23 protein-coding genes are annotated in these 22,060 nt (G+C 37.4%); 14 read left to right on the top strand and 9 right to left on the bottom strand.

Annotated elements, in window-relative coordinates:
* The 5 genes from AC59HC_RS00790 to AC59HC_RS00770 all read left to right on the top strand — a co-directional run bounded on the left by AC59HC_RS00790 (position 1) and on the right by AC59HC_RS00770 (position 2,751).
* On the top strand, positions 1-336 hold the full coding sequence (locus tag AC59HC_RS00790; RefSeq protein WP_496557825.1) for a hypothetical protein: 336 nt from the start codon (positions 1-3) through the stop codon (positions 334-336).
* Positions 337-461: 125 nt separating this feature from the next.
* Positions 462-1,385 (top strand): hypothetical protein, encoded by a 924-nt coding sequence (locus AC59HC_RS00785; RefSeq protein WP_496557824.1) that lies wholly within the window; start codon positions 462-464, stop codon positions 1,383-1,385.
* Between the two features lie 5 nt (positions 1,386-1,390).
* Entirely contained in the window at positions 1,391-1,834 is a 444-nt protein-coding gene (locus AC59HC_RS00780) for a hypothetical protein (RefSeq protein WP_496557823.1), read from the top strand.
* Positions 1,835-2,036: 202 nt separating this feature from the next.
* Positions 2,037-2,306, top strand: coding sequence for a hypothetical protein (locus AC59HC_RS00775; protein WP_496557822.1), 270 nt, complete (start codon positions 2,037-2,039; stop codon positions 2,304-2,306).
* 1 nt (position 2,307) lies between these two features.
* Positions 2,308-2,751, top strand: coding sequence for a hypothetical protein (locus tag AC59HC_RS00770; RefSeq protein ID WP_110009054.1), 444 nt, complete (start codon positions 2,308-2,310; stop codon positions 2,749-2,751).
* 127 nt (positions 2,752-2,878) lie between these two features.
* On the opposite strand, the gene AC59HC_RS00765 is transcribed toward AC59HC_RS00770, so the two are convergent.
* The 8 genes from AC59HC_RS00765 to AC59HC_RS00730 form a co-directional block, all read right to left on the bottom strand.
* Positions 2,879-3,313 (bottom strand): hypothetical protein, encoded by a 435-nt coding sequence (locus tag AC59HC_RS00765; protein WP_110009055.1) that lies wholly within the window; start codon positions 3,311-3,313, stop codon positions 2,879-2,881.
* A gap of 225 nt (positions 3,314-3,538) precedes the next feature.
* On the bottom strand, positions 3,539-4,549 hold the full coding sequence (locus AC59HC_RS00760) for a trypsin-like serine peptidase (RefSeq protein WP_496557821.1): 1,011 nt from the start codon (positions 4,547-4,549) through the stop codon (positions 3,539-3,541).
* Between the two features lie 73 nt (positions 4,550-4,622).
* Positions 4,623-5,468: a caspase family protein gene (locus tag AC59HC_RS00755; protein ID WP_496557820.1), complete on the bottom strand. Its 846-nt coding sequence runs from the start codon at positions 5,466-5,468 to the stop codon at positions 4,623-4,625.
* Positions 5,469-5,731: 263 nt separating this feature from the next.
* Positions 5,732-6,376 (bottom strand): response regulator transcription factor, encoded by a 645-nt coding sequence (locus AC59HC_RS00750; RefSeq protein ID WP_062672986.1) that lies wholly within the window; start codon positions 6,374-6,376, stop codon positions 5,732-5,734.
* On the bottom strand, positions 6,373-7,143 hold the full coding sequence (locus tag AC59HC_RS00745) for a sensor histidine kinase (RefSeq protein WP_411414128.1): 771 nt from the start codon (positions 7,141-7,143) through the stop codon (positions 6,373-6,375). The genes AC59HC_RS00750 and AC59HC_RS00745 overlap by 4 nt, the downstream gene beginning before the upstream one ends.
* A gap of 13 nt (positions 7,144-7,156) precedes the next feature.
* Positions 7,157-7,801: a hypothetical protein gene (locus AC59HC_RS00740; protein ID WP_496557819.1), complete on the bottom strand. Its 645-nt coding sequence runs from the start codon at positions 7,799-7,801 to the stop codon at positions 7,157-7,159.
* A gap of 13 nt (positions 7,802-7,814) precedes the next feature.
* Positions 7,815-8,360: a hypothetical protein gene (locus AC59HC_RS00735; protein ID WP_137904498.1), complete on the bottom strand. Its 546-nt coding sequence runs from the start codon at positions 8,358-8,360 to the stop codon at positions 7,815-7,817.
* Between the two features lie 218 nt (positions 8,361-8,578).
* Complete coding sequence (locus AC59HC_RS00730) at positions 8,579-8,926, bottom strand: winged helix-turn-helix transcriptional regulator (protein WP_496557818.1); 348 nt, start codon at positions 8,924-8,926, stop codon at positions 8,579-8,581.
* A gap of 120 nt (positions 8,927-9,046) precedes the next feature.
* Here AC59HC_RS00730 and AC59HC_RS00725 point away from each other — a divergent pair, with 120 nt between their 5' ends.
* Positions 9,047-9,994, top strand: coding sequence for an NADP-dependent oxidoreductase (locus AC59HC_RS00725; protein WP_496557817.1), 948 nt, complete (start codon positions 9,047-9,049; stop codon positions 9,992-9,994).
* Positions 9,995-10,109: 115 nt separating this feature from the next.
* Here the strand turns inward: AC59HC_RS00725 and AC59HC_RS00720 are convergent, their stop codons facing one another.
* Positions 10,110-10,934, bottom strand: coding sequence for a universal stress protein (locus AC59HC_RS00720; RefSeq protein ID WP_496557816.1), 825 nt, complete (start codon positions 10,932-10,934; stop codon positions 10,110-10,112).
* A gap of 229 nt (positions 10,935-11,163) precedes the next feature.
* Here AC59HC_RS00720 and AC59HC_RS00715 point away from each other — a divergent pair, with 229 nt between their 5' ends.
* The 8 genes from AC59HC_RS00715 (at position 11,164) to AC59HC_RS00680 (ending at position 22,024) form a co-directional block, all read left to right on the top strand.
* Positions 11,164-12,282, top strand: a complete 1,119-nt coding sequence (locus AC59HC_RS00715; protein ID WP_496557815.1) for a sensor histidine kinase — start codon at positions 11,164-11,166, stop codon at positions 12,280-12,282.
* Positions 12,279-13,043, top strand: a complete 765-nt coding sequence (locus tag AC59HC_RS00710) for a LytR/AlgR family response regulator transcription factor (RefSeq protein ID WP_496557814.1) — start codon at positions 12,279-12,281, stop codon at positions 13,041-13,043. The genes AC59HC_RS00715 and AC59HC_RS00710 overlap by 4 nt, the downstream gene beginning before the upstream one ends.
* A 398-nt stretch (positions 13,044-13,441) precedes the next feature.
* Positions 13,442-14,563 (top strand): efflux RND transporter periplasmic adaptor subunit, encoded by a 1,122-nt coding sequence (locus AC59HC_RS00705; protein ID WP_496557813.1) that lies wholly within the window; start codon positions 13,442-13,444, stop codon positions 14,561-14,563.
* 29 nt (positions 14,564-14,592) lie between these two features.
* A complete protein-coding gene (locus AC59HC_RS00700; protein ID WP_496557812.1) occupies positions 14,593-17,751 on the top strand; it encodes an efflux RND transporter permease subunit in 3,159 nt (1,052 codons plus the stop codon).
* The gene (locus AC59HC_RS00695) at positions 17,738-19,153 is read left to right on the top strand and encodes an efflux transporter outer membrane subunit (RefSeq protein WP_496557811.1); all 1,416 of its coding nucleotides are present in this window, start codon (positions 17,738-17,740) and stop codon (positions 19,151-19,153) included. Before AC59HC_RS00700 ends, AC59HC_RS00695 begins: the two co-directional genes overlap by 14 nt.
* A gap of 254 nt (positions 19,154-19,407) precedes the next feature.
* Complete coding sequence (locus tag AC59HC_RS00690; RefSeq protein WP_496557810.1) at positions 19,408-19,986, top strand: DUF4840 domain-containing protein; 579 nt, start codon at positions 19,408-19,410, stop codon at positions 19,984-19,986.
* Positions 19,987-20,088: 102 nt separating this feature from the next.
* The gene (locus tag AC59HC_RS00685) at positions 20,089-20,655 is read left to right on the top strand and encodes an RNA polymerase sigma factor (protein WP_288444291.1); all 567 of its coding nucleotides are present in this window, start codon (positions 20,089-20,091) and stop codon (positions 20,653-20,655) included.
* Positions 20,648-22,024: a porin family protein gene (locus AC59HC_RS00680; RefSeq protein ID WP_496557809.1), complete on the top strand. Its 1,377-nt coding sequence runs from the start codon at positions 20,648-20,650 to the stop codon at positions 22,022-22,024. The genes AC59HC_RS00685 and AC59HC_RS00680 overlap by 8 nt, the downstream gene beginning before the upstream one ends.
* The last annotated feature ends 36 nt before the right edge of the window (positions 22,025-22,060 follow it).

The following is a 22,060-nucleotide window of genomic DNA, read 5'->3' as shown; positions in this document are numbered from 1 at the left end:
ATGATGGATAAAATATTATTAGGGGATGTTCTGCATAGTGTTCTATGCTTCCAAAAGATAAAACAGATTTACACCCATAAGGATATGTATAGATTTACAACAGCGGATATAGATTTATCAACTTTAAAAGTTGATATTGTTCTAAGAAATAAAGAAATTCTTGAATGGGTGATACAACATCCTGAATATGATTATAAAAAACTTTTAGAATCACTATATAGTAATGATGAACTCTTCAGGTTTTTTAAAATTTATTATGAAGATATTATTTTTAAATTAAACAAATATTTTACGGAAGATTATTTTATCAGATTATCTGAAATAGAAAATATGTAAATAAATGGTCGTCTCACAACTCGTGTAGACGACCATCTTTTATTATTCTCTACCTATTTGCCTAAGAATAAATTCTTTTATTTTTGGATTTGAACAGCGGAGTTTATCAAAGGAAAGATCTCCGTATGTTTAATCCAACAGAATGGGTAATCCCAAGCGCAGGGTTTATTTCAAAAACATCGGAATGTGATGCATTGATACAGAATGGAGCATTCTTTATGGAGCTTGATGCTGCTGCCATTATGGAGAGTATTGGAAGAAAGGGAGGTGTTAATCCTGATGCCATAGGCTCAATAAAGAGTAACAGGAGGTTCGCTTTGGTGTATAAAGGTGAGATTATTGCTCAGGGAAGCCGTTATGATAAAGCGTATCAGAAAGTTTTGCAGGATATAAGAAAAGTAAGCTATAGCTCAGAAAAAGTTGGGGAGTATTTAGAAACCATTGTCAACCGAAGAAGAATTGTTTCGGTTGAAGATGTCTCACTTTTAGGGAAAGCCCCAGAGAAAGGAGTAAAAATGTTGTTTAATTTGTTTGATGAACTTGGTAACAATATAGGACAACTTATCAGATCACCTAATAAAAACGACCTTTATTATAGGTTAATATTTAGAGGTAAAGAAATTGATATTAAAAGTACGATTAAGCTTTTGGATGATAAGTATAGATTAAGAGGTTTACCGATAAAAGAAGGCGAACATTTATTATACGGAGATCTTAATATCCCAAAAGAAGTCACGGATAAATATTCTGGTTTGGGACAAATTATTTATGAAGACGGGCTAAAATATTTCTTAAATGCTAAAAAATATGGTAAAGTAGACGGAACAGTGAGCATATGGATAAAGGCAGATATTTATACAGATTATGGTGGCCAATCCATCAATTTGGATCAATTTTGGAAAGCTTTTGATAATGGAATGTCATATGAAGAAGCAGCTTTTTCAACGTTTGCAGGTAAACAAGCTAAGAAGTTTGGATTTACAAAAGTAAGAATCTTAGATTCCAAAAAAATTACAAGAGACGGAGTACAATTAAATTTTTTAAAATAGTTATTATGGAAATAGATATTACATTATCTAATGTTACTTTATCGGATAAATCTGAAAGAGAATGGGGGCAAAACCTTGATAAGGGTAAGTTTTATAAGGCAGCGGGTTGGAGTAACTTTGCATTTGCAGAAGGACTAGCTTTAGACTTATTTGAAAGAAAGTTATCAAAAATACCTTTTAATGATGATGCTTTGGATAGAGAAGAAACAGAAAAATTAAAGGTAATTTTAGAAAATAAAATTAAACAATTATTGTCTACAAGAGTTTCGGAACCTGATCAAAGGACTAAAATAGAGTTTCTAGGTCAAACTATTGGATTAAATGGCACACCATTAGGTAAGAATGATCAAGATAACTGGATTGATAAATTTTATAGAGTTTACAAAATTTGTGAAGAGTGTTTGAAAGAGAATAAACCTGTGTATTTAAGAATTACTAAAGAAGAATAGTATCTAAACTACCCAAAAGGGTAGTTTTTATTTTCAAATAGTGTTTTAAAGCACAGAAATTAAATTGTTTTACCCGGTTAGTAGATGAGAAAAGTGCTCAAGCAACTCGTTTACTTGTTTATGGTAATGAAAGGATGCTTATTGTCCGAAAGCAATTACTGATAAGTATTCAGGATTAGGAGATTTGGTTCTTTCTGATGCAATGGCTTTTTATCAGACGAATAAAAAATTTGGTCAACTGGATGGAGTTATAGGATGGTGGAAAAAAGCAACAATGTATGAAGATTATGGAGGCCAATCTATTAACCTAACTAAATTCTGGGAAGCAAGAGCTGCTGGAAAAAGTATCGAAGAAGCCGCATTATCAACTTTTACAGGTTCTAAAATGAAAGCAAAAGGATTCGGTAAAGTAAGATATGGACTTCAATACATCACAGAAAATGAGGTAATAATTAATTTTTTAAAGAAATAATATGGAAATAACTTTTAGTAATACAGCAAAACATAATCAAGATCATTTTGATTTTATTGCCAATAGAGCGAATAGATATGTACATGGTTCAAAATATATGTATTCTGATGAGGATTATTTGCAAATAATTCGTAAATCTATTCCTAATAGATTGGAATCTTCAGATTATAAAGATTCACCTCTTACGAAAGAAGAAACAATGGCTTTTAATGAGGCTTTGGAAAGACAAATCGAATACTGGTTATCATTAAGAGTGCATATTCCTATAAAAGAAGGAACAGATACTGTAACTTATAAAGGAGAAACTATAGAACTTGATATCCGGCCTATTGATATCAATGACAATGATAAGGCTTTACGAGATTTATTACGTCTTCACGATATTATAAGAGAGTGTCTGGAAGAAGATAAGCCTCTATATTTAAGTATATATGAGGAAGAATAAGTAATTTTTAAACCGCTCAGTTTTGAGTGGTTTAATTTGTTAATAAAATTATAATTCTTTTACTTGAATTTGAATAACGAGCTTCCTAGTTTGTCTAATATATAATGGTAATTATTATTAACTACTTTTATAAAAGAATTGTTTTAAGAATTTTCTTTTTATAATCAAAAATAAATTTTAATCTATAGAAACGTTTTGATGTTACCTTATCGTTAATAAAAGTTGCAGGAAGTTTAGCTGAAAAAATAAGGTGTTTTAACTCATTTTGTATTTTTTCGTTTTTCCCCTTTTCAATTTTTATATTAGATATAGTTCTATTTTCTTCTACAATAAAAGAAAAAATAAAAGTATTTTCAACGGGCAAAATATCATTATCAAAAATCGCAAAATTAAAGGATTTAGATAGTTTTTCAATTTTAAAATATACTAAATTATCATCTATATTGTAATTTTCTGGTATTTCTTTGTAATTTTTTGGAGGGGGAGGATTCATAACCTTTTCTTCCTGTCCGGACAATGACAAAAAAGTAAAAATAGAACAAAGTATAAATAAATTTTTCATATAATAAATTTGTGTTAATTCAAAAGTAATAATTTTTATTCAGAAAAACTTTTCATTTTAGATTTTTAAAATATGCTCAATAGGTTAAAATTAATAAGTCAGGTAGCAAAGCCAAGTCCAAAGCCAAATTTATAATGACTTGGAATAGTTTTAGAAACATTTTAAACCGAAATAAACCCCGGCCGCCTTCAAAGGCGGCCGGGGTTATTAAACTAAAAAAATAAATTAAGGATGTTCATTTCTCGCTCTGATGACCAGATTCACTAAATCCGAGCCGCCACTTGCAAAATTATCGCTTGGATTATGCGCGCTTTGAGTTGCTACAGCATACGGAGAGCCATCCCAATATCCCCAGAAAGGGCCTCCGCTTTGTCCAGGCCATATATCTGCTTTATGACTCATGCTTTCGTTGTCATCAGCACTCCAGAAATCTCCATCCAGTGCGATACCTGTTTGGTAGGTAGGTCTTTGCGTTCCGGTAAGGTCTCCCGGATATCCTGCGTGAGTCCAGTAAGCTCCTCCATCCCATGAATCGGAATAGGATTTTGAGCCTAACCAGCCTGTGCTGTTTCCGATAGGTCTGTCCAATACAATTACCACATAATCATATTGTATCTCTGTAGAATCAATAGAAGGTCCTGCAACTTTATACTTGTAATACGTTAAAGTACCCCAGGCAGTTCCGTAAGGAGCGCTTCCGTTGTAATACATCGGGGTGAATTTCAGCCATCCTGTTGTATTATTAGGCTGCCAGTCAACGATATGAGAGCAGGTAAGAAGGTGTCTTGGTCCGATCATTACACCGCTTCCTGAACCCAGAGAACTTTCTACTCTGCCGACACATCTCCACGGATAGGCTGTAGAATTGTATACTTTTCTCTGATCGACTCCAAAAATGGTTCTTGCATTTTCAGGAGTCAGGAAAGAATCCCTGTCGATAAATTTAGGTTTACGGTCTCTTTTCGGTTCAAGCTTTGGATTGTACTCAAAATCAGCATGAGTAGGGTAGAAATGATCAGTTTCCAGTGCCCGGTTTTCTGCTGTTTTTTCATCCATAGCCATTCCTATTGTTTTCATCCCTTTAGGAAAAGTTCTTCCGTTAATGGTTTCCATAGCCGGAGCCAGCTTAAATAATTTTTCAATTACTTCTGGTTTTTCAGTTGATTTTGCTTTGACAGCTCTAAGTCTTGACACTTCTTCAGCGGTCATTGGATTGTTGTTTTCGGTTTTAGACATGATTATTATTTTTAATCTGGTATATTCCTACTCTTTTGATGGCTTTTCGGATTCCGCCGGTAATGGTTATTAGTTAAGTGAATATTTTTTGTGAAAATTCTGCAGTGATGCTTTCTGTCTGGTTGATCTGGGCAGCTCCCATAGCCGCTAAGGCAATGGCAACCTGTTTATCAAGAGTTTTTCTTACAATATTACCGTTGGTAGCACGTAATATTTTACAGAAATGATACGTAAAATAGCCTCGTATCTGTCCGCTGATATTTCCTTCCATGGATACCTGATTGTCTTTTGCTGCAGCCCATAACGTATGATTCATTCCGGTAACAGGCACAAGCGCTTTAGTGAGAACGGTTGATTTTTTTGAACTTTTAGAAGTCTCCATTTCACTGGCGTAAGTGAGATAAAATTCATCCTCAAGCATTGGAGGGATATAGCGGGCTGTTTCGTTGAGAAGATCAGCTTCCAGTCCCAGATCCATTTTTCTGGTTCCTGTTCCCGAATAACAGCAGTCGAAGATAACTTCCATATTTACTCCGGCTTTTAGCTTGCTGAGAACAGTTTTAAAATCATCATCCCGAATGACACCGTTATTGGCGTAATCATGCGGACAAATAGCTTCGTCCAAACCATCCAGTTCAAGATCCGATCCGATATTGGCCACTCTGGTTCCGTGTCCTGAATAATAAAAAACAAGAGAATCTCCTTTTACACTCGTGCTGATCATGGATTTCAGATAGTTCAATATATTCGCTCTTGTAGCATTCTGATTGGTCAGGATTTTAATCTTTGCTGGACTAAAACCACAGATCACCAATGTGTTTGCCATATCTCTCGCATCGTTTACACAGCCGTTAAGATCCGGACCTCCGTATCCGATGGGTGCATAATCATTAATTCCTACGATAAGTGCTTTTTTCATTGTATTAGTTTTAAAAATATTCCCTACTCTGTTCCGGCTTTTCGGGGGCTGCCTTTTTGTGCTTTTTTCTATGACAAAATTCCATCTTTCAGAAGAGCAAAAACAGAGGAGAAAACCGTATTTTGAAAAAGGAAAAACACCTTTTCGTTTGCAAATGAATGAGTTGTGAAATAAAAATCCGGCAGGTTGAAAAGCTGCCGGATTCGTCAATAGAATGTAAAAATGTTTATTTTTTCAGGGAATAAATAGGATTAAAAATTAAGTCAGCACAAATCATGCTTCAAAGCAAAAAGTACCAGACCCGCTCTGTTTTTTATATCCAGTTTCACAAAAACCGAATCTCTGTAGCCATCAATGGTTTTAGGACTGAGGCACATTTTGTCAGCAATCTCCTTATAAGTAAGTTCGCTGCAGGCCCATTTGATAAATTCTTTCTCCCGGTCTCTCAGCTCAGAAAGCAGGGAGGCATTTTTCGCTTCCTCTGTTTTTACTTTCAATAACTTTTGGGCTACAAAATCAGTATAAAAGCTGCCTTTCTCAAATACCGTTTCAATAGCCTGGAAAAGGATAGAAGGCTGCATGTCTTTCAGCAGATAGCCTTTAGCGCCGGCCTTTAACATTTTAATTAATATTCTTTCATCATCATCCATGGTAAGGGCAATGACTTTAATATCGGGATAATGCTCTGTAAGCCATTCTGTAGTTTCTATACCATTTTTATAAGGCATATTAACATCCATCAGGACTACGGCAGGTAATTCAGAAGCTTTTTCCACGCCCGCAATAAATTCTTCTCCGTTGGGATGATTCATAATGACCCGATATTGAGTGTTTTCTGTGATCATATTCTCCAGTGCTTTGGAGATTAAGGTATGATCATCAACGATCGCTATGGGAATTGTTTTCATAATAAATTTTTATGATAGGTTATCAAAGTTTGTGTTCCTTTATTCAGTTCTGAATGTATAGACAGTTCAGCGTGAATCAGTTTGGCTCTCAGTTCCATGTTTTTTAATCCTGAGCCGTCCTGATTACTATCGATATCAAAGCCTCTTCCGTTGTCCGAGATACTGATATGTAGTTTTTCACAGTCATCCTCCATGTGTATGGAAACATTTTTGGCTTTGGAATGTTTCAAAATATTATTGATACTTTCCTGGATAATTCTGAAAAGGATCAGTCCGTGTTTAGGCGAAATATCAATATCCTGCTTTTGTGTGATGAATTCTATTTTTAATAATTTCAGTTTTTTAATCCTCTTAACTTCTCTTTCAATGGATTCTGCCAGTCCGAAATGAATGATCTGTTCAGTGATTAATGTCTTAGAAAGATTTCTTATATCCTGTATACATTCTCCCAATAATTCATTGAGCTCGATGAGGTCTTCTTTTTCTGAATTCCGGAGTTTGGTAATCAGCTGGTTTTGGCGTAAGCGGACCACAGATAATTTCTGTCCCACATCATCATGCAGTTCCTGCCCTATATAATTGAGCGTTTGTTCTTTCATTTCTACCTGTGAAGTTGCCAGTTCCTTTTCAAACCGAAGATCTTTTTCCTTCTGCTCAATCAGCAGGGTTGTTTTTTTCCGGATAAAAACCGCATAAATGAAGACCATTGTCAAAACAACGATGAATAAAGTAATCGTAAAGATGATAACCAGATTATTCTCTTCCATATCTGCAAAGCATTTATCTTGTTCTTTCCTGTTTGTTCCAGATTAAACCCAATATGAGTATGCCATTACTGATCAGATTCAGCATAAATAAAATAAAAAAATAAATAGTCTCTGATACAGTAGTTCTAAAAAAGAATATCGGGATGCTTCCAATAAAGAATATTAGCAAAGCAACTGATATCCAGAATGGTAAATAATTTTTGATTTCCAATACTTTATCAGAATTAAAGGTTTGGTACAGGAACAAAATGATTGAAAACAGCAACAGGAGGATATCTGCATAGAGCATATTAAAAGAAAAATGATGAAGCAGATCATCTTCTGTATAAAACATCACAACAATATTGAGGACAAAAAGAACCAGGATGATGGTCTGTATCTTTTTGAGCAGCGGAACATATAATAATTGGTAATAATACAGTAAGTACAGAAAAAATACAATCATTAAAAAACCAATTACATAGAAGATGTCCGTAGGCAGATTGGTCAGCTTGAAATAGAAATAACAGGAAATATCAATCACGGAAAACAACAGATATCCTATGATAAAAAATAAATTCTCCTTTCCGGTTTTTCTGTATTTTATGACCATTAGAATCATCACTACAATGGATATGGCCATCGATATCTGTTTCCCTGTTTCAATATTCCAGTTCATAATGCTGTGTTTTTTAAGGCATTGTTTCCGATAACGTTTTTGGTGGCGGGGCCAGATTGGTCATGTTCATAGATTCTATAGAAGTAACGTCTGTGTTTTCTTCGGTGGTGGCTGATCTGGCCATGGCCTTCTCTCTTTCTCTTTTTTGGGCAGTAGGCACTAAAAATATAGTTTGATAGCCTGCATATTCCGGTTTTGCCATTCTGTTTTTAGGATGATTCATCGGGTATTTTCCCATGTAGATCCTGATTCCTGGATTTTTTAATTTTTGTTTTCTGGCATTTTCTTTTACATATTTAATATAGCCTTCCATATCTTCAAGCGAAAACCAGTACCATCTCGAATCGGGTTCACCGTTTCTGTACTTCATGAGAATTTCATGATTGGTTCTGGTGTATTCATCAAAAAGAACTCGCCCTTCACGGTAGCTGATCAGTTTCTTTTTATAACTGTTGCTTACAGGTTCTTTAGGAGGTTCGGTGCAGCTAAGCAGACAAAATGCCAGAATAAGAGCTGCACATAAGGGACTTAAAATCTTAGTAAAAAAGGAAGTTTTCATTTTTATGGTTTTAATTTTATGGAACAAAATTAGCGAACGGCACAACTATAAAAAAGGGTGAAAACACTGTTTTTATCCTTTACTAAATTTACGACTTTTTGATATTCAGTTGAATAGGAATTACGAGGTTTGTTTTTTTAAGTAAAAATATCCAATGGTACTCCTTCAATAATAAAATTAAAACCATGATAAACATTCATGGTTTGGAAGGAAACTATTTACCTTTTTATTCTCTCTTTTTCAATCTGCTTTTCACCCCAAAGCCGCAGATAATCAATAAAAGGAATGAGCTCGGCGCCGTTTTCCGTTAAAGAATATTCTACCTTAGGAGGAACTTCGTGATACACTTCTCTATGGATAAGCCCGTCATCTTCCAGCTCCCGGACAGTCTGAGTAAGCATTTTAGGGGTAATATCAGAAAGGGATTTACGAAGTTCGCCATACCGCATAACTGTCTTCAGATGGAGATACCATAAAATACGGCCTTTGTACTTTCCCCCAATCCGTTTAAAGGCATAGTCAACAGGACAGGATGGCTCATTGGTAACTTTTTTTATTTTTAACATTTTTTCAATGGTTTGATAATCAGTATTAGTATATTTTTAGTATGTAGATTACAAAAAAGTACATACTTGCTGCAAAGATATGATGAGACTACATTTGCCCGATAATTAAAATCAAAAAAAATGAAAGCTGTTATTGTAAACGAAGCAGGAGGCGTTGAAAATCTTCAATTTGCGGAAATAGATAAGCCTGTCATAGGAAATGATGAAGTATTGGTAAAAGTAGTATCGGTAAGCATTAATCCTGTAGATGTAAAGTCCAGAGCATATGAAGGAGTTCTGAACTGGATTTTTGAAGAAAAAGGACCCGTTATTTTAGGATGGGATATCTCGGGAGAAGTAGTGGAAACCGGGAGAAATGTAACTGATTTTAAACCGGGAGATGAAGTCTTCGGAATGGTCAATTTTTTTGGAAAAGGAAATGCCTATGCAGAATATGTGGCTGCTCCGGCTGCTCATCTGGCATTAAAGCCTCAAAATATTACCCATCAGCAGGCTGCTGCGGCCTCAATGGCTGCTTCAACGGCATATCAGGCCTTAGTGGATGTTGCCGGAATTAAAAAAGGAAGCAAGGTTCTGGTCCATGCCGCTTCAGGTGGTGTTGGCCATTTTGCTGTTCAGGTTGCGAAGTATTTTGGGGCGTATGTTATCGGCGTTTCATCCGGTAAAAATAAAGAATTTGTTTTGTCGCTGGGGGCGGATGAACATATTGATTATACAACGGAAAACTTTCATGAAAAAGTGCAGGATGTAGATATCGTCATTGATACCCTTCAGGGAAAAACGCTGTCGGATTCGGTAGATGTTGTGAAAGAGAATGGCATTATCATAACACTTCCGACACCTGAGATTCCTGAGGATATTGCATTGAGAGCCAGGCAGAAAAAGGTGAATATTGAGTTTATGATGGTACAGTCTAAAAAAGAAACTGCAGAAGCAATTGCGGGCTTATTGAAGCAGGAAGCATTGAAACCATTTGTTTATAAAACTTTCCCGTTTGAAGACATAGCACTGGCACACCTGGAGGTAGAGACCAGCCGCGTTGCAGGAAAAGTAATAGTAAATCTGTAAAAATAAAAACAGGACCGGAAATCTATTCCCGGTCCTGTTAAACAAGATTAAGTGTAAAATTTAGCCTTTAAAGGCAAAAAGGATAATTCAAATGTGAACAGATTTTTATTGATTCTTAATCTATGTTTAAGGGAATTGATAGTAATGGTAATTTATTCTTGTAGGCCATTATGGCTGTTTTGCTTCGATGGAAAAGAGATTCTACAAGATTATATTTATAAGGAATCATGGTTAAAAGATCCGGACTGGTCAGTTTTATTTCCTCCTCAATCGCCTTGATGACTTCAATGGACTGAATCATTTTAAAGCTGTACTTAATATCATCCAGATCGTACCCGGAATTCAGGTCAATATCATGAATAACCTCAGCAAAATCTTCTAATCTTTCACTTACATTGAATACCTCAATCTCAGCATTGAATTCATTAATAAAGTGGTAAATATCATTCATGGCAGACCAGGTCATGCTTTTGTGCGTATCATAAGCAAAAAGGATTTTTCTGATTCCTGTATATTCTATATGAGCGGGAATAATGAGTATCGGTTTTTTAATTCTGTGGATAGCTCTTGTTACCCTGTTTCCTAAAAGCTTTTGTTCCAGAGTTTTTTCAGCCATTCCCATTACAATAAAATCACAATCGTGAATCTGCATACAGTTTTCAAGCTCTTCAATAAAATTGCCGGAAGCCAGATGATGCTGGGTTTCAACAGTATATAATCTTTTAAGTTCCGCTGCCTTATCCTCCATTTTTTTCTGATTTTTAAGCGTTTGAGTGTAGAAAAAATCAGCTGAAACCTGGGCATTCAGGGCATGGATGGAAACGGATTGAAGATTGAAAAGCACAATCCTGTATTTGTTTTCTTTAGCCATAGATGCTGCATAATGAGTGGCATTTTCAGCTTCGTGGGAAAAATCTGTGCAGACAATTATTGTTTTCATTGTACCGGATTTAATACCACAAAACTATGATAGACAGTTATTCCCTGATTATAAAAATACTGTGATGTTGCATAAAATGATGATGAAATGTCTTTTTCAGGTGATGAACCGTCACATTCATTTTAACTCTGCTATTTTACGTTTCAGGTATTGTTTTGGCGGTCTCGTCCAAAATAGAAGATATTCATATAAAATCTATTTCTATATTTACATTCATAAAGTCCCGGATATGAACAGGATTTCTGCCATCAGGAAAAAAATAGTACGGAATAAGAAGATTCTTTCCACCATGAAAAGAAGGCTGGTGATCTGGGCGTTAGCAGTGGTCACTTTCTGCGTTTTTTCCTACCTTATTGATCCTTTTGATCCCGTTTGGAAAGGCTACCTTGATGCTCCTTTAAAAATGATTCTCGAAGATGCCACATGGATTATCTTTTTTTCAATCATTATTTCTGAGGTAAGTATTTTTATAGACAGGACGCTCAATAAGTGGCTGCCCTGGAGAAACAGGACCGTAAAGCGATTATTCATTCAGTGTTTGCTTCAGATCGTGGGAAGTGTTTTGATTGTGATTATTATCAATGCAATTGTAGATGGTACTTCAGTAACATTACCTGAAATGGATTCCCGCAAAGAATATACACTTCTTGGACAATGGATCGCTACTAATATTGTCATATCGTTGATTATCAGCGCTTTTAATACTGTTGATTATTTATTGGAAAACTGGAAAAAAACAGCAGTAGAAGCTGCCCAACACAAACTGAGGGCATCAAAACACAAGCAGGCTGCAATGGCGGCAGAACTTCAGGCACTTAAGCTTCAGATTGACCCGCATTTTATTTTCAATAACTTAAGTGTGTTGTCAGAACTCATCCTCGAAGATCAGCAGTTGGGGTATGAGTATTCCGAGAAATTTGCGAGAGTATACAGATACTTATTGGTCAATTCCAAAAAAGACATTATCGCCGTAGAAGAGGAACTCAAATTTTTAGAGTCCTATATCTTTCTGATTGAAAAAAGAATAGGGGAAGGCGTTATATTCAAAATAGATATTCAGGAAGAGTACAGATCGAGATTTACCCTTCCGCTGTCTTTACAGTTGCTGGTTGAAAATGCTATTAAGCATAATCAGACATCCAAAGTAAACCCTCTGGAAATTTACGTTTATACAAACCCTGAAGGAGAGCTGGTAGTCTCTAATACATTTCTGCCTTTAATCAATAAGCCGGATTCCTCAGGAGTAGGGCTTACCAATATCATTGCACGATACGAAATCTTAGGATATCCTAAACCTGTGATTGAAAAAACAGAAGATAAATTTATAGTAAAACTCCCATTGATATGAAGATTAATAAAGTTTTAATTGTTGAAGACGAAAGACCCAATGCAGACAGGTTAAAAAGACTGTTGTTGAAGTTAAGACCCCATATCGAAATTCTGTCTGTGGAAGACTCGATTACCTCAACAGTACACTGGCTGGAAAATAATGTGGTTCCCGATGTTATCATGATGGATGTAAGACTTGCAGATGGCCTCAGCTTTGAAATATTTAACAAGCATGAAGTTAAAAGTGCCGTCATATTTACAACAGCATACGATGAATATGCTGTACAGGCATTCAAATACAATAGTGTAGATTACCTCCTGAAACCTATTGAAGAAGAAGAGCTGGATGCTGCTTTAAAACGCTATGAAACCTTTATGGAAGCCGTCCCGGTAGTAGGAACAGCCATTGAAGGATTATTAAATTATATCCAGCCGAAAAACTACAGAAAACGTTTTCTGATCGCCCACAGAGACGGATATAAAACCGTGCTGGCAGAAGATATCCTTTACTTTTATACCGAATTGGGAATCAGCAAAGCCATGCTGAATACGGGAGTGGTAGAAAATGTTCCCCAAACCCTGGAAGAACTTGAAAAACAATTGGATCCTAAATTCTTTTTCCGTGCCAACAGACAATTTATCATTCATATCAATTCCGTAAAACAGATTTTTAATCATTTTAATGGAAAACTAAAGCTGGAGTTGAGGAAACAGCCTGATATGGAAGTGATTGTAAGCCGGGAGAAAGCTTCCGTTTTCAAATCCTGGATGGATTATTAATTCTGGAAAATACAGACAAGGCTGTCTCAAAGTCAAATAATTTGACCTATGTAATTCTGACGAAGGAAGAATCTCATCAATATCCCAATACATGAGATTCTTCACTACATTTATGAACTTCGTTTGCAGACTTTCAGTCCGTGTTCAGAATGACATTTTTGAGACATCCTCTTTTTCGTTTTACTTGTGAAATCCATATGTTTATCCTTAATGGTTTCACTCTTATTTCCCCATAAAAATCTCTTTTTTGTCATAATTACAAAGGAAAATAGCGGTTTTCTTTTCATTTTTCCTATCATACGTTTCATCTGCGATTAATGACACTTCACCCAACTTCTGAATGAATATCACTGTAAGATGAAGTTATTTTGCTCCTGTAAAATTTAAAAACCAATGTTATGAATTACAGAAAAGGATATCTGGTACTTTCACTTACAGCTGCAGCCATATTGTACTCGTGTGGTTCTGGGAGTGGCCAGGAAAATACTCAGCAGATGCAGCAGGCATTGCCTACAGATTTTATTCAGGTAAAGTCCGGAGATGCTGACGTGTCTACAGGATATCCGGGAAGCATAGAAGGACAGGACAATGTGGATATCAAAGCACAGGTAACGGGATATCTGGAGGCAGTATATATCAAAGAAGGGCAGTATGTAAATAAAGGGCAGACCCTTTTCAGAATAAATCCATCTGTGTACAACGAGCAGGTCAATACCAATGAAGCAGCCTTGAAATCAGCGTTGGCGGCACAGGAAACAGCAAGACTTGAAGTGGAAAAACTGAAACCTCTTGTAGAAGGAAAAGTAGTTTCCGATATGCAGCTGAAAACCGCTCAGGCGAGTTATAAAGCGGCATCAGCACAAGTTGCACAGGCACAGTCATCATTGGGATCCTCAAAGATTAACGCCAATTTTACGTATATCAAAGCGCCAGTGAGCGGATACATAGGCAGAATTCCGAACAGAGTAGGAAATCTTATCAGCCCGTCTGATCCATCACCACTAACCACGCTTTCAAGCATCAACAGTGTGAATGTATACTTTTCAATGAACGAAGCTGATTTTATTGCACACAGCAAGGCTGCGGCATCAGGAAATACAGCAGAAAATGTAGAACTTATCCTGGCAGACGGTTCCACTTATTCTCTTAAAGGAAAACTGGAAAATGCCAGCGGAAACTTCGACAGAAATACCGGAAGTATTCAGATGAAAGCTGTTTTCCAGAATCCGGATAAATTATTAAGAGCCGGAGGAACAGCCAGAGTGATGATTCATAATGCCCTTAATGGTGTGATTAAACTTCCGAAAACCTCTGTAAAAGATATTCAGGACAGATTCTTTGTTTATAAACTGAATGGTAAGGATAAAGTGAAAATGACACAGATTACCGTTTCAGGAAGTACATCCCAGGATTACTTTATCAAAGAAGGCGTGAATGCAGGAGATAAGATTGCCATTAACAGAATTGATGCCCTTACAGACGGAGCACAGGTGGTGGCACACACTGTTCCTTTGAAATAGTTGTATAACCTTTCTTAGAAAATTCAAAAATGTTAAAAAAGATAATAGACCGTCCTGTACTGGCGACGGTAATATCCCTTATCATTGTTATTTTAGGGATTATAGGATTAAACCAGCTGGCGGTGACCAGATTCCCGGACATCTCTCCGCCCACGATTACCGTTTCAGGATCATATCCCGGAGGAAACAGTGAAACCGTGATCCGTTCTGTGGTAACACCGCTGGAAGAGCAGATCAATGGAGTGGAAGATATGGAATACATGAAATCCACAGCAAGTAATGATGGTACATTCTCGATATCCATTATATTCAAACAGGGAGTGAATGCTGATCAGGCAGCCGTAAACGTGCAAAACAGAGTACAGCAGGCCACCCCGATACTACCGCAGGAGGTAGTGAGAATGGGATTGACCACCTCCAAGCAGCAGAACAGTATGGTATTGATTTTCAATATTTATACGGAAGATAATAAACAATATGATGAAACTTTCCTTCAAAATTATGCGAATATCAACCTTATTCCCCAGGTTAAAAGAGTAAAAGGAGTAGGGCAGGCCATGGTTTTCGGGCTTAAGGATTATTCCATGAGAATATGGCTTAATCCTCAGAAAATGTCCTCTTACGGACTCGAGCCGGCAGATGTTTCCAGAGCGATCGCAGACCACAGTTTGGAATCAGCTCCGGGAAAACTTGGGGAGGAATCTGATGCAGCCTTAGAATATGTAATCCGCTATAAAGGAAAAAAGAACAAGCCGGAACAATATGAAAATATTATTGTTAAAAATATAGGAAGTCAGATCATCAGGCTTAAAGATGTTGCCCGTGTGGAATTCGGAGCGATTTCAAATACCGGAGATAACCTTTCCAATGGAAAAAATGCGGTTACTGTAGCGATCATGCAGACTACAGGATCCAACGCCAACCAGATTGAAATTGGGGTGAACAAAGCCCTTGACCAATTATCAAAATCATTCCCTCCTGGTATCAAATATACGAAGGTAATGAGTACCAAAGAAAGATTGGATGAAGCTACAGGACAGGTAAAATCAACACTTATAGAAGCTTTTATCCTTGTATTTATCGTGGTATTTATATTCCTGCAGGATTTCAGATCTACCATTATTCCGGCAGTGGCGGTTCCGGTGGCGATTATCGGTACCTTCTTCTTCCTTCTGGTCCTGGGATTTACGATCAACGTACTGACCCTTTTTGCCCTTGTACTGGCCATCGGTATTGTGGTGGATGATGCCATTGTAGTGGTAGAAGCGGTTCACAGCAATATGGAAGGAACAGACCTTTCAGGAAGAGAGGCAACTCATAAGGCGATGAGTGAGATTACAGGAGCGGTTATTTCCATTACTTTGGTGATGTCTGCTGTTTTTATCCCGATCGGATTTATGTCCGGCTCAGCAGGGTTATTCTATAAACAATTTGCGTATACACTGGCCATAGCCATTATTATTTCCGCAGTTAACGCATTGACTTTAACTCCTGCTTTATGTGCCGTGTTTTTGAAAAACAATCACTCGGGAGAAGGTAAAAAACCAAAAGGATTCGGGCAAAGATTTGCTGTGGCATTTAATGCAGGATTTAATAATATGACCAATCGTTATGCGAAAGGCGTTAGATTTTTAATAGGAAGAAAATGGATTGCAGGAGGATTAATCATAGCCGTTATCGGGGTTGCAGGCTGGCTGATGTCAAGTACGCCAAAAAGTTTTGTACCAATGGAAGACGACGGATTCTTTATGTACACTTTAAGTATGCCTCCGGGAACAGCATTGACCAAAACGACAGAGGTTTCCAACAAAATCAATGACATCTTAAAAGGTGTAGAAGCCGTTCAGGAAAATACTTCTATTACAGGTTACAACCTGCTTAGTAACAGCGCAGGGCCTGCTTATGCTATGGGATTTGTTAAGCTGAAACCTAAAAAAGAAAGAGGAGAGGTTCAGGATATTCAGGAAGTGGTAGATATGGCGAATGCAAAACTGGGAGTGATCAAAGAAGGAAGTGTAATGACCTTCAGAATGCCTCCGGTAGAAGGTTACGGAATGACGAATGATGCCGAAATTGTATTTCAGGACCGTATGGGAAGAGATCCTCAGGTTCTTAAGGCCAAAGCAGATGAACTGATCGGTCAGCTGATGCAGGTTCCGGAAGTAGCATTTGCCTACACGATGTTCAGGGCAGATTATCCTCAGATGGAGCTGGAAGTGAATGAAGACAAAGCAAAACAGCTGGGAGTAAGTATTTCCAATCTGTTGGGAACCGTTCAGACCTATTTCTCGGGAGATCAGTCTCAGAATTTTTCAAGATTCGGGAAGTTCTATAGAGTGAATATTAAAGCTGACGGTGTTTTCAGAATGGATGAACAGGCCTTCAATGATATTTTTGTAAAAAATGAAAAAGGGGATATGGTACCGGTGAATACGCTGATTACTTTGAAAAAAGTCTACGGCCCGGAATCCGTACAGCGATACAACCTTTACAATTCATTAAATATCAACGTATCTCCAAAACCAGGCGTAAGTAATGGAGAATTGATGGGTAAACTGGAACAGACTTTAAGCAAACTGCCATCTGACTACAGCTACGAATGGACAGGGTTGAGTTTGGAAGAAAAATCAGCAGGTAACCAGACGATTGCCATCTTCGGACTGTGTTTACTTTTTGTATATCTGCTACTGGCAGCTCAATATGAAAGTTATATTCTTCCTCTGGCGGTAATGCTTTCCATCCCAACAGGAATTGTAGGTGCATTTTTAGGAATAAAAGCCATCGGATTGGATAACAACATCTATGTACAGGTAGGATTGATCATGCTTATCGGGCTTCTCGCCAAAAATGCCATCCTTATTGTAGAATTTGCCATACAAAGGCGAAAAGCAGGTCTTTCCATTCTGGATTCAGCACTGGAAGGGGCAAAAGCGAGGTTACGTCCGATTATCATGACATCATTAGCCTTTATTGTAGGAATGGTTCCGCTGATGGTTTCTTCAGGAGGAATGGCTTCCGGAAACAAATCCATCAGTACAAGTGCTGCCATGGGAATGTTGAGCGGAGTGGTTTTAGGAGTTTTCGTCATTCCTGTACTCTACATGTTCTTTCAGTATCTGGATGAGAAGTTCTCTGCCAAAAAGAAGTACAATACGATAGAAAATCAATTGACAAATGAGACTATTTAATATAAAGAATTTCCTTATTTCAGGCGCAATGGCATCATTGCTGATGTCTTGTGCCGTAGGGAAGAAATATACAAGAACAGACCTTCAGATTCCTGAAACCTACAAAGAATCTGTGCAGGTGACAGGCGATACTGTAGTGTTGCCATGGAAGACTTTTTTCAAAGATCCAAAATTGATTGGTTTAATAGATAAAGCCCTTTCAAGAAACAATGAAGTAAATGTAGCCCTGAAAAATATAGAACAGTTGGATCTGATCTACAAGCAAGCTAAGCTTAGTTTGATGCCAACACTGGATTTCACTGCAGGAGCAAACAGAAGCTGGGCTTCCAAAAATACCCTTAACGGCTCTCTGAACGAACAGTTTGTCGGTACAAAATACATGGATGATTTCAGTGCTGCACTGAGGCTTTCCTGGGAAGTAGACATTTGGGGAAAAGCTAAAATGCAGAAAGAATCTGCAGCAGCAGAATATTTTGGACAAAAGGAAAATTTAAATGCCATCAAAAGCAGGATTGTCGTTCAGGTTGCGCAGGCATATTACAACCTTATCAGTCTTGATGAACAGCTGAAAATTGCTGAACAGAATATTGAGCTGAGCGACAACACGCTCAAGATGATGAATCTTCAGTTTACAGCGGGACAGATCAATTCATTGGCGGTTCAGCAATCGGAAGCTCAGAAGAAAACCGCTGAGCTGCTGATTCCTTTGGCAAAACAGAATATTTCGATTCAGGAAAATGCTTTGAGCATCCTTTGCGGAGAATATCCGGCGAAGATAGAAAGAGAAGGAACCCTTAAAACAATGATTCCCGAAAACAAACTGTCTGAAGGATTACCGGCACAACTGCTGAGCCGTAGACCGGATCTGAAGATGGCAGAGTTCAACGTAATTAACCTCAACTCAAAAACCGGACTGGCAAAAGCAGCCATGTATCCGAGTATCAGTTTAAGCCCGCAAATAGGAGTCAATTCCAATAAATTCAGTTCATGGTTTGATATTCCCGGATCTATTACCAAAGCGATTGCTGCTAATCTTGCTGCGCCTGTTTTTCAGAAAAAAGAATTGAAAACAGCGTATGAAACAGCTTTGATTGAACAGGAAAAAGCAGCCATCAATTTTAAACAATCTGTAATGACTGCTGTGGCAGAGGTTTCCGACGCTATGGCAAAGTCTAAAGGTTCTTCAGAAAGACTACAGCTTTTAGAACAGAGAACAGCAATTCTGGACAAGGGAATCAATGATGCGTTGAAGCTGTATAAAAGTGGTATGGCAACCTATCTGGAAGTCATCACTGCCCAGAACAATAAACTTCAGAATGATCTGGAAACCATCAATGTTACCCTTGAAAAACTAAATGCTGAGGTTGATCTTTACAGAGCACTTGGCGGAGGTGTACAGTAGAATATTTCTTAAAAAAATAATAAAGGAAGCTATATATGTAGTTTCCTTTTTGCTGTTTTGACGCATCAATACAACTCTATTATTATAACAGGTACGGAATTTGCAATGAAGAGATGAAATTTTATGTGCACAAAATCAATTGGTTATAATTTTTTTTATTCTTTTTTCTAAAAAAGGATGCAAGATTTTCAGAAAACAGGATTTATATAGATGAGTACTCGAAAATAATTAATGTTTAACGAAAATGTAATGCAATGAAAAAATTGACAGTACCCCGATTTTTTATGACAGTTTTAATGGTTTTGGCAGGATTGACCCTATTCTCATGTAATGATAATGATGGACCGGACATTCCTCCTGTAAAAATGGAAGAGTTACCAGGAAACTATAAAGGAAAAATGATTATTGTACAAGGAACTACCAAAAGAGAGGGAATAAAAGAATTCAAAGTAAAGAAAGATACGATCTCTTTTGCCGAATTTCCAATAGGTGAAATCGTAAAAACTGTAGTAAAGGATCCTGCAAAAGCTGAAACTGCCATAAAATCACTTGGAAAAGTGAACTATGATATTAAATATGCAGCAGTGATCAATACCGCAAATAATGTGATAGAGCTTACTCTTACTCCAAAAACAATGGAGCTTCAGATTCCGGTAGACGGAGTAAACAAAAAAACGGCTGTGGAATTCGTTTCTAAGCAAAAAGGATATTATGTAGGGATGGATAGAACGCTTAGATATGCGCTCACAGCAGAAAAAATTACAGTAGACGGAACAGTGGTTACTCCTTATGACGTGATCGATTATAATTTCCCGTTCTGTATAAAAAATTAATAAATAGTATCATCAATGGATTGCACTTTATTAAAAAGATGCAATCTATTTTTGCCTGACAGTTTTATAACATCCCGGTGGATACGGAGGCAGTTGCATCATATGGAAGAAAGTAAAGAACAGATTTTGGTAAAGCACCTTCTGAAAAAGGAAGAGGCTGCCTGGAAAGAGCTTTTTGGAGCTTATTCCGGAAATCTGTCCTATGTATGCTCCCGTTATCTGGCAGAAAAAGAAGATGTTCATGATGTGCTTCAAAACAGTTTTATCAAAATGTTCCGTTCGATAGAATCTTTTGAGTACAGAGGTAGTGGTTCTTTAAAAGCCTGGATGACCCGTATCACAGTCAATGAATCTTTAAAGCATATTAAACAGAAAGGTGACTTTAAATCAGCAATTGAAGTAAATGATCTTCCGGATATCCCTAATGAAGAAGACCCGGATTTTGAAGAAATCCCCCGCGATGATATTATGATGATGATCAGAGCTCTTCCTGATGGCTACCGGACTGTTTTTAACCTGTTTGTATTTGAGAAAAAAAGCCATAAAGAAATTGCCGGGCTGCTGGGAATTGCAGAGAATTCTTCTGCATCGCAGTTTCACCGGGCAAAAGGATTGCTTGTCCAGAAAATAAAAGAATTTAAAATGTCAAAAAAAGCACAATATGAATAACGAATGGCTAAATAATCTGCGAAGCAGAATGGATGACCATGAAGAGGACGTTCCGGAAGGGTTGTGGGATGACATCAGAGATGAATTATTTTCAGGAGAAGAAAATAGCAGCATTCCCGCATTTGTTCCTGAAATGCATGAAGGAGAAACGGAAAAGGCAGAAAAGATAGCTGGCAGAGGTCAAAAATCCCTGTTTTATCGTATCGGAGGAATTGCTGCTGCTATTGCATTGCTGCTTTTGCTGACAAAATTATGGCCACAGAATGATACAGAGACAATGCTGTCTCAGAGACAGACAAACGTGCGGAAAGAGAAAAATTCTTTAAAACCTGTACGAGCCGAACATGCTTCAGCAGAAGAAATGACATCGGTGTCAGAAGCTCCATTAGCTGAAAATATAGTGAATACCGGAGCTTTGTTGAAAGAACAGACCCGAAAATATTTTGAAACCGTAGGGAAAAATGAGCTAAAGGATAATATTAAACTGCCAACAGTTTCAGAATTTTTTCAGCAGGAAAGTAAGATCGCTCAGAAAACATCTCCTGTTGATGATACAGCGAAAGAGCAGGTCGTAGAAAATAAAAATGATGAGATTCTTTTTAAACAGGAAAAAATAAAAGAAGTATATGCCGGAAATGCAACCCGTCATACCAAAAAATCCAGAGACAAAAAATCATGGATGCTGGGTATGCTTACAGGCAATATGGCTTCCAATTCTGCAGAACAGCAGTTTCCGGGCTATGCTTCAATCACAGGAAAAGCGATGAACGTTGAGCAGGTATGGACGACTTCCGAATATCATGATGATCCTCTGACTGCCATATTACTGGCCAATCAAAGTCAGCCGGTAGAAGCAAGAATCAGACATAAAGTGCCGGTTACATTTGGACTTTCTGTATACTATAATTTAGGGAAAAGATGGGGAATAGGAACAGGACTGAATTATACCAAGCTGTCTTCTGAACTGCATTCCGGAAGTGACAACAATTATATTAAAGGAGATCAGACGGTTCATTATCTGGGAATTCCGGTACAGGTTAATTATAATGTCATTCAAAAAGGAAGATTCACAGGATACATTACAGGCGGAGCCCTGGTAGAAAAACCGATAGCAGGAAATATTACAACAACGTATGTTGTGAATGATGAAATAAAGGAATCCTCGAAGGAACGTCTGGACCCAAAACCTTTCCAGTTTTCTGTTAATGCGGCAGCAGGCCTGCAGGTGAAGCTCATTGACAAGGTTGGAATTTATGCAGAACCGGGAATAGGATATCATTTTAAAGAAGAGAATGCTCCGAATACCATTTATAAAGAAAAGCCCCTTCATTTTAATATGAAATTCGGAATCAGAGTGCTGCTGGATTAATGCAGCCCATTTTAAAACACCAAACTTAATAATTGA

The sequence above is a fragment of the Chryseobacterium sp. DZ-32 genome, assembly GCF_059587025.1.
Note: the sequence above shows the minus strand (reverse complement) of the source record. Positions and strands in the feature narration are given on the sequence as shown.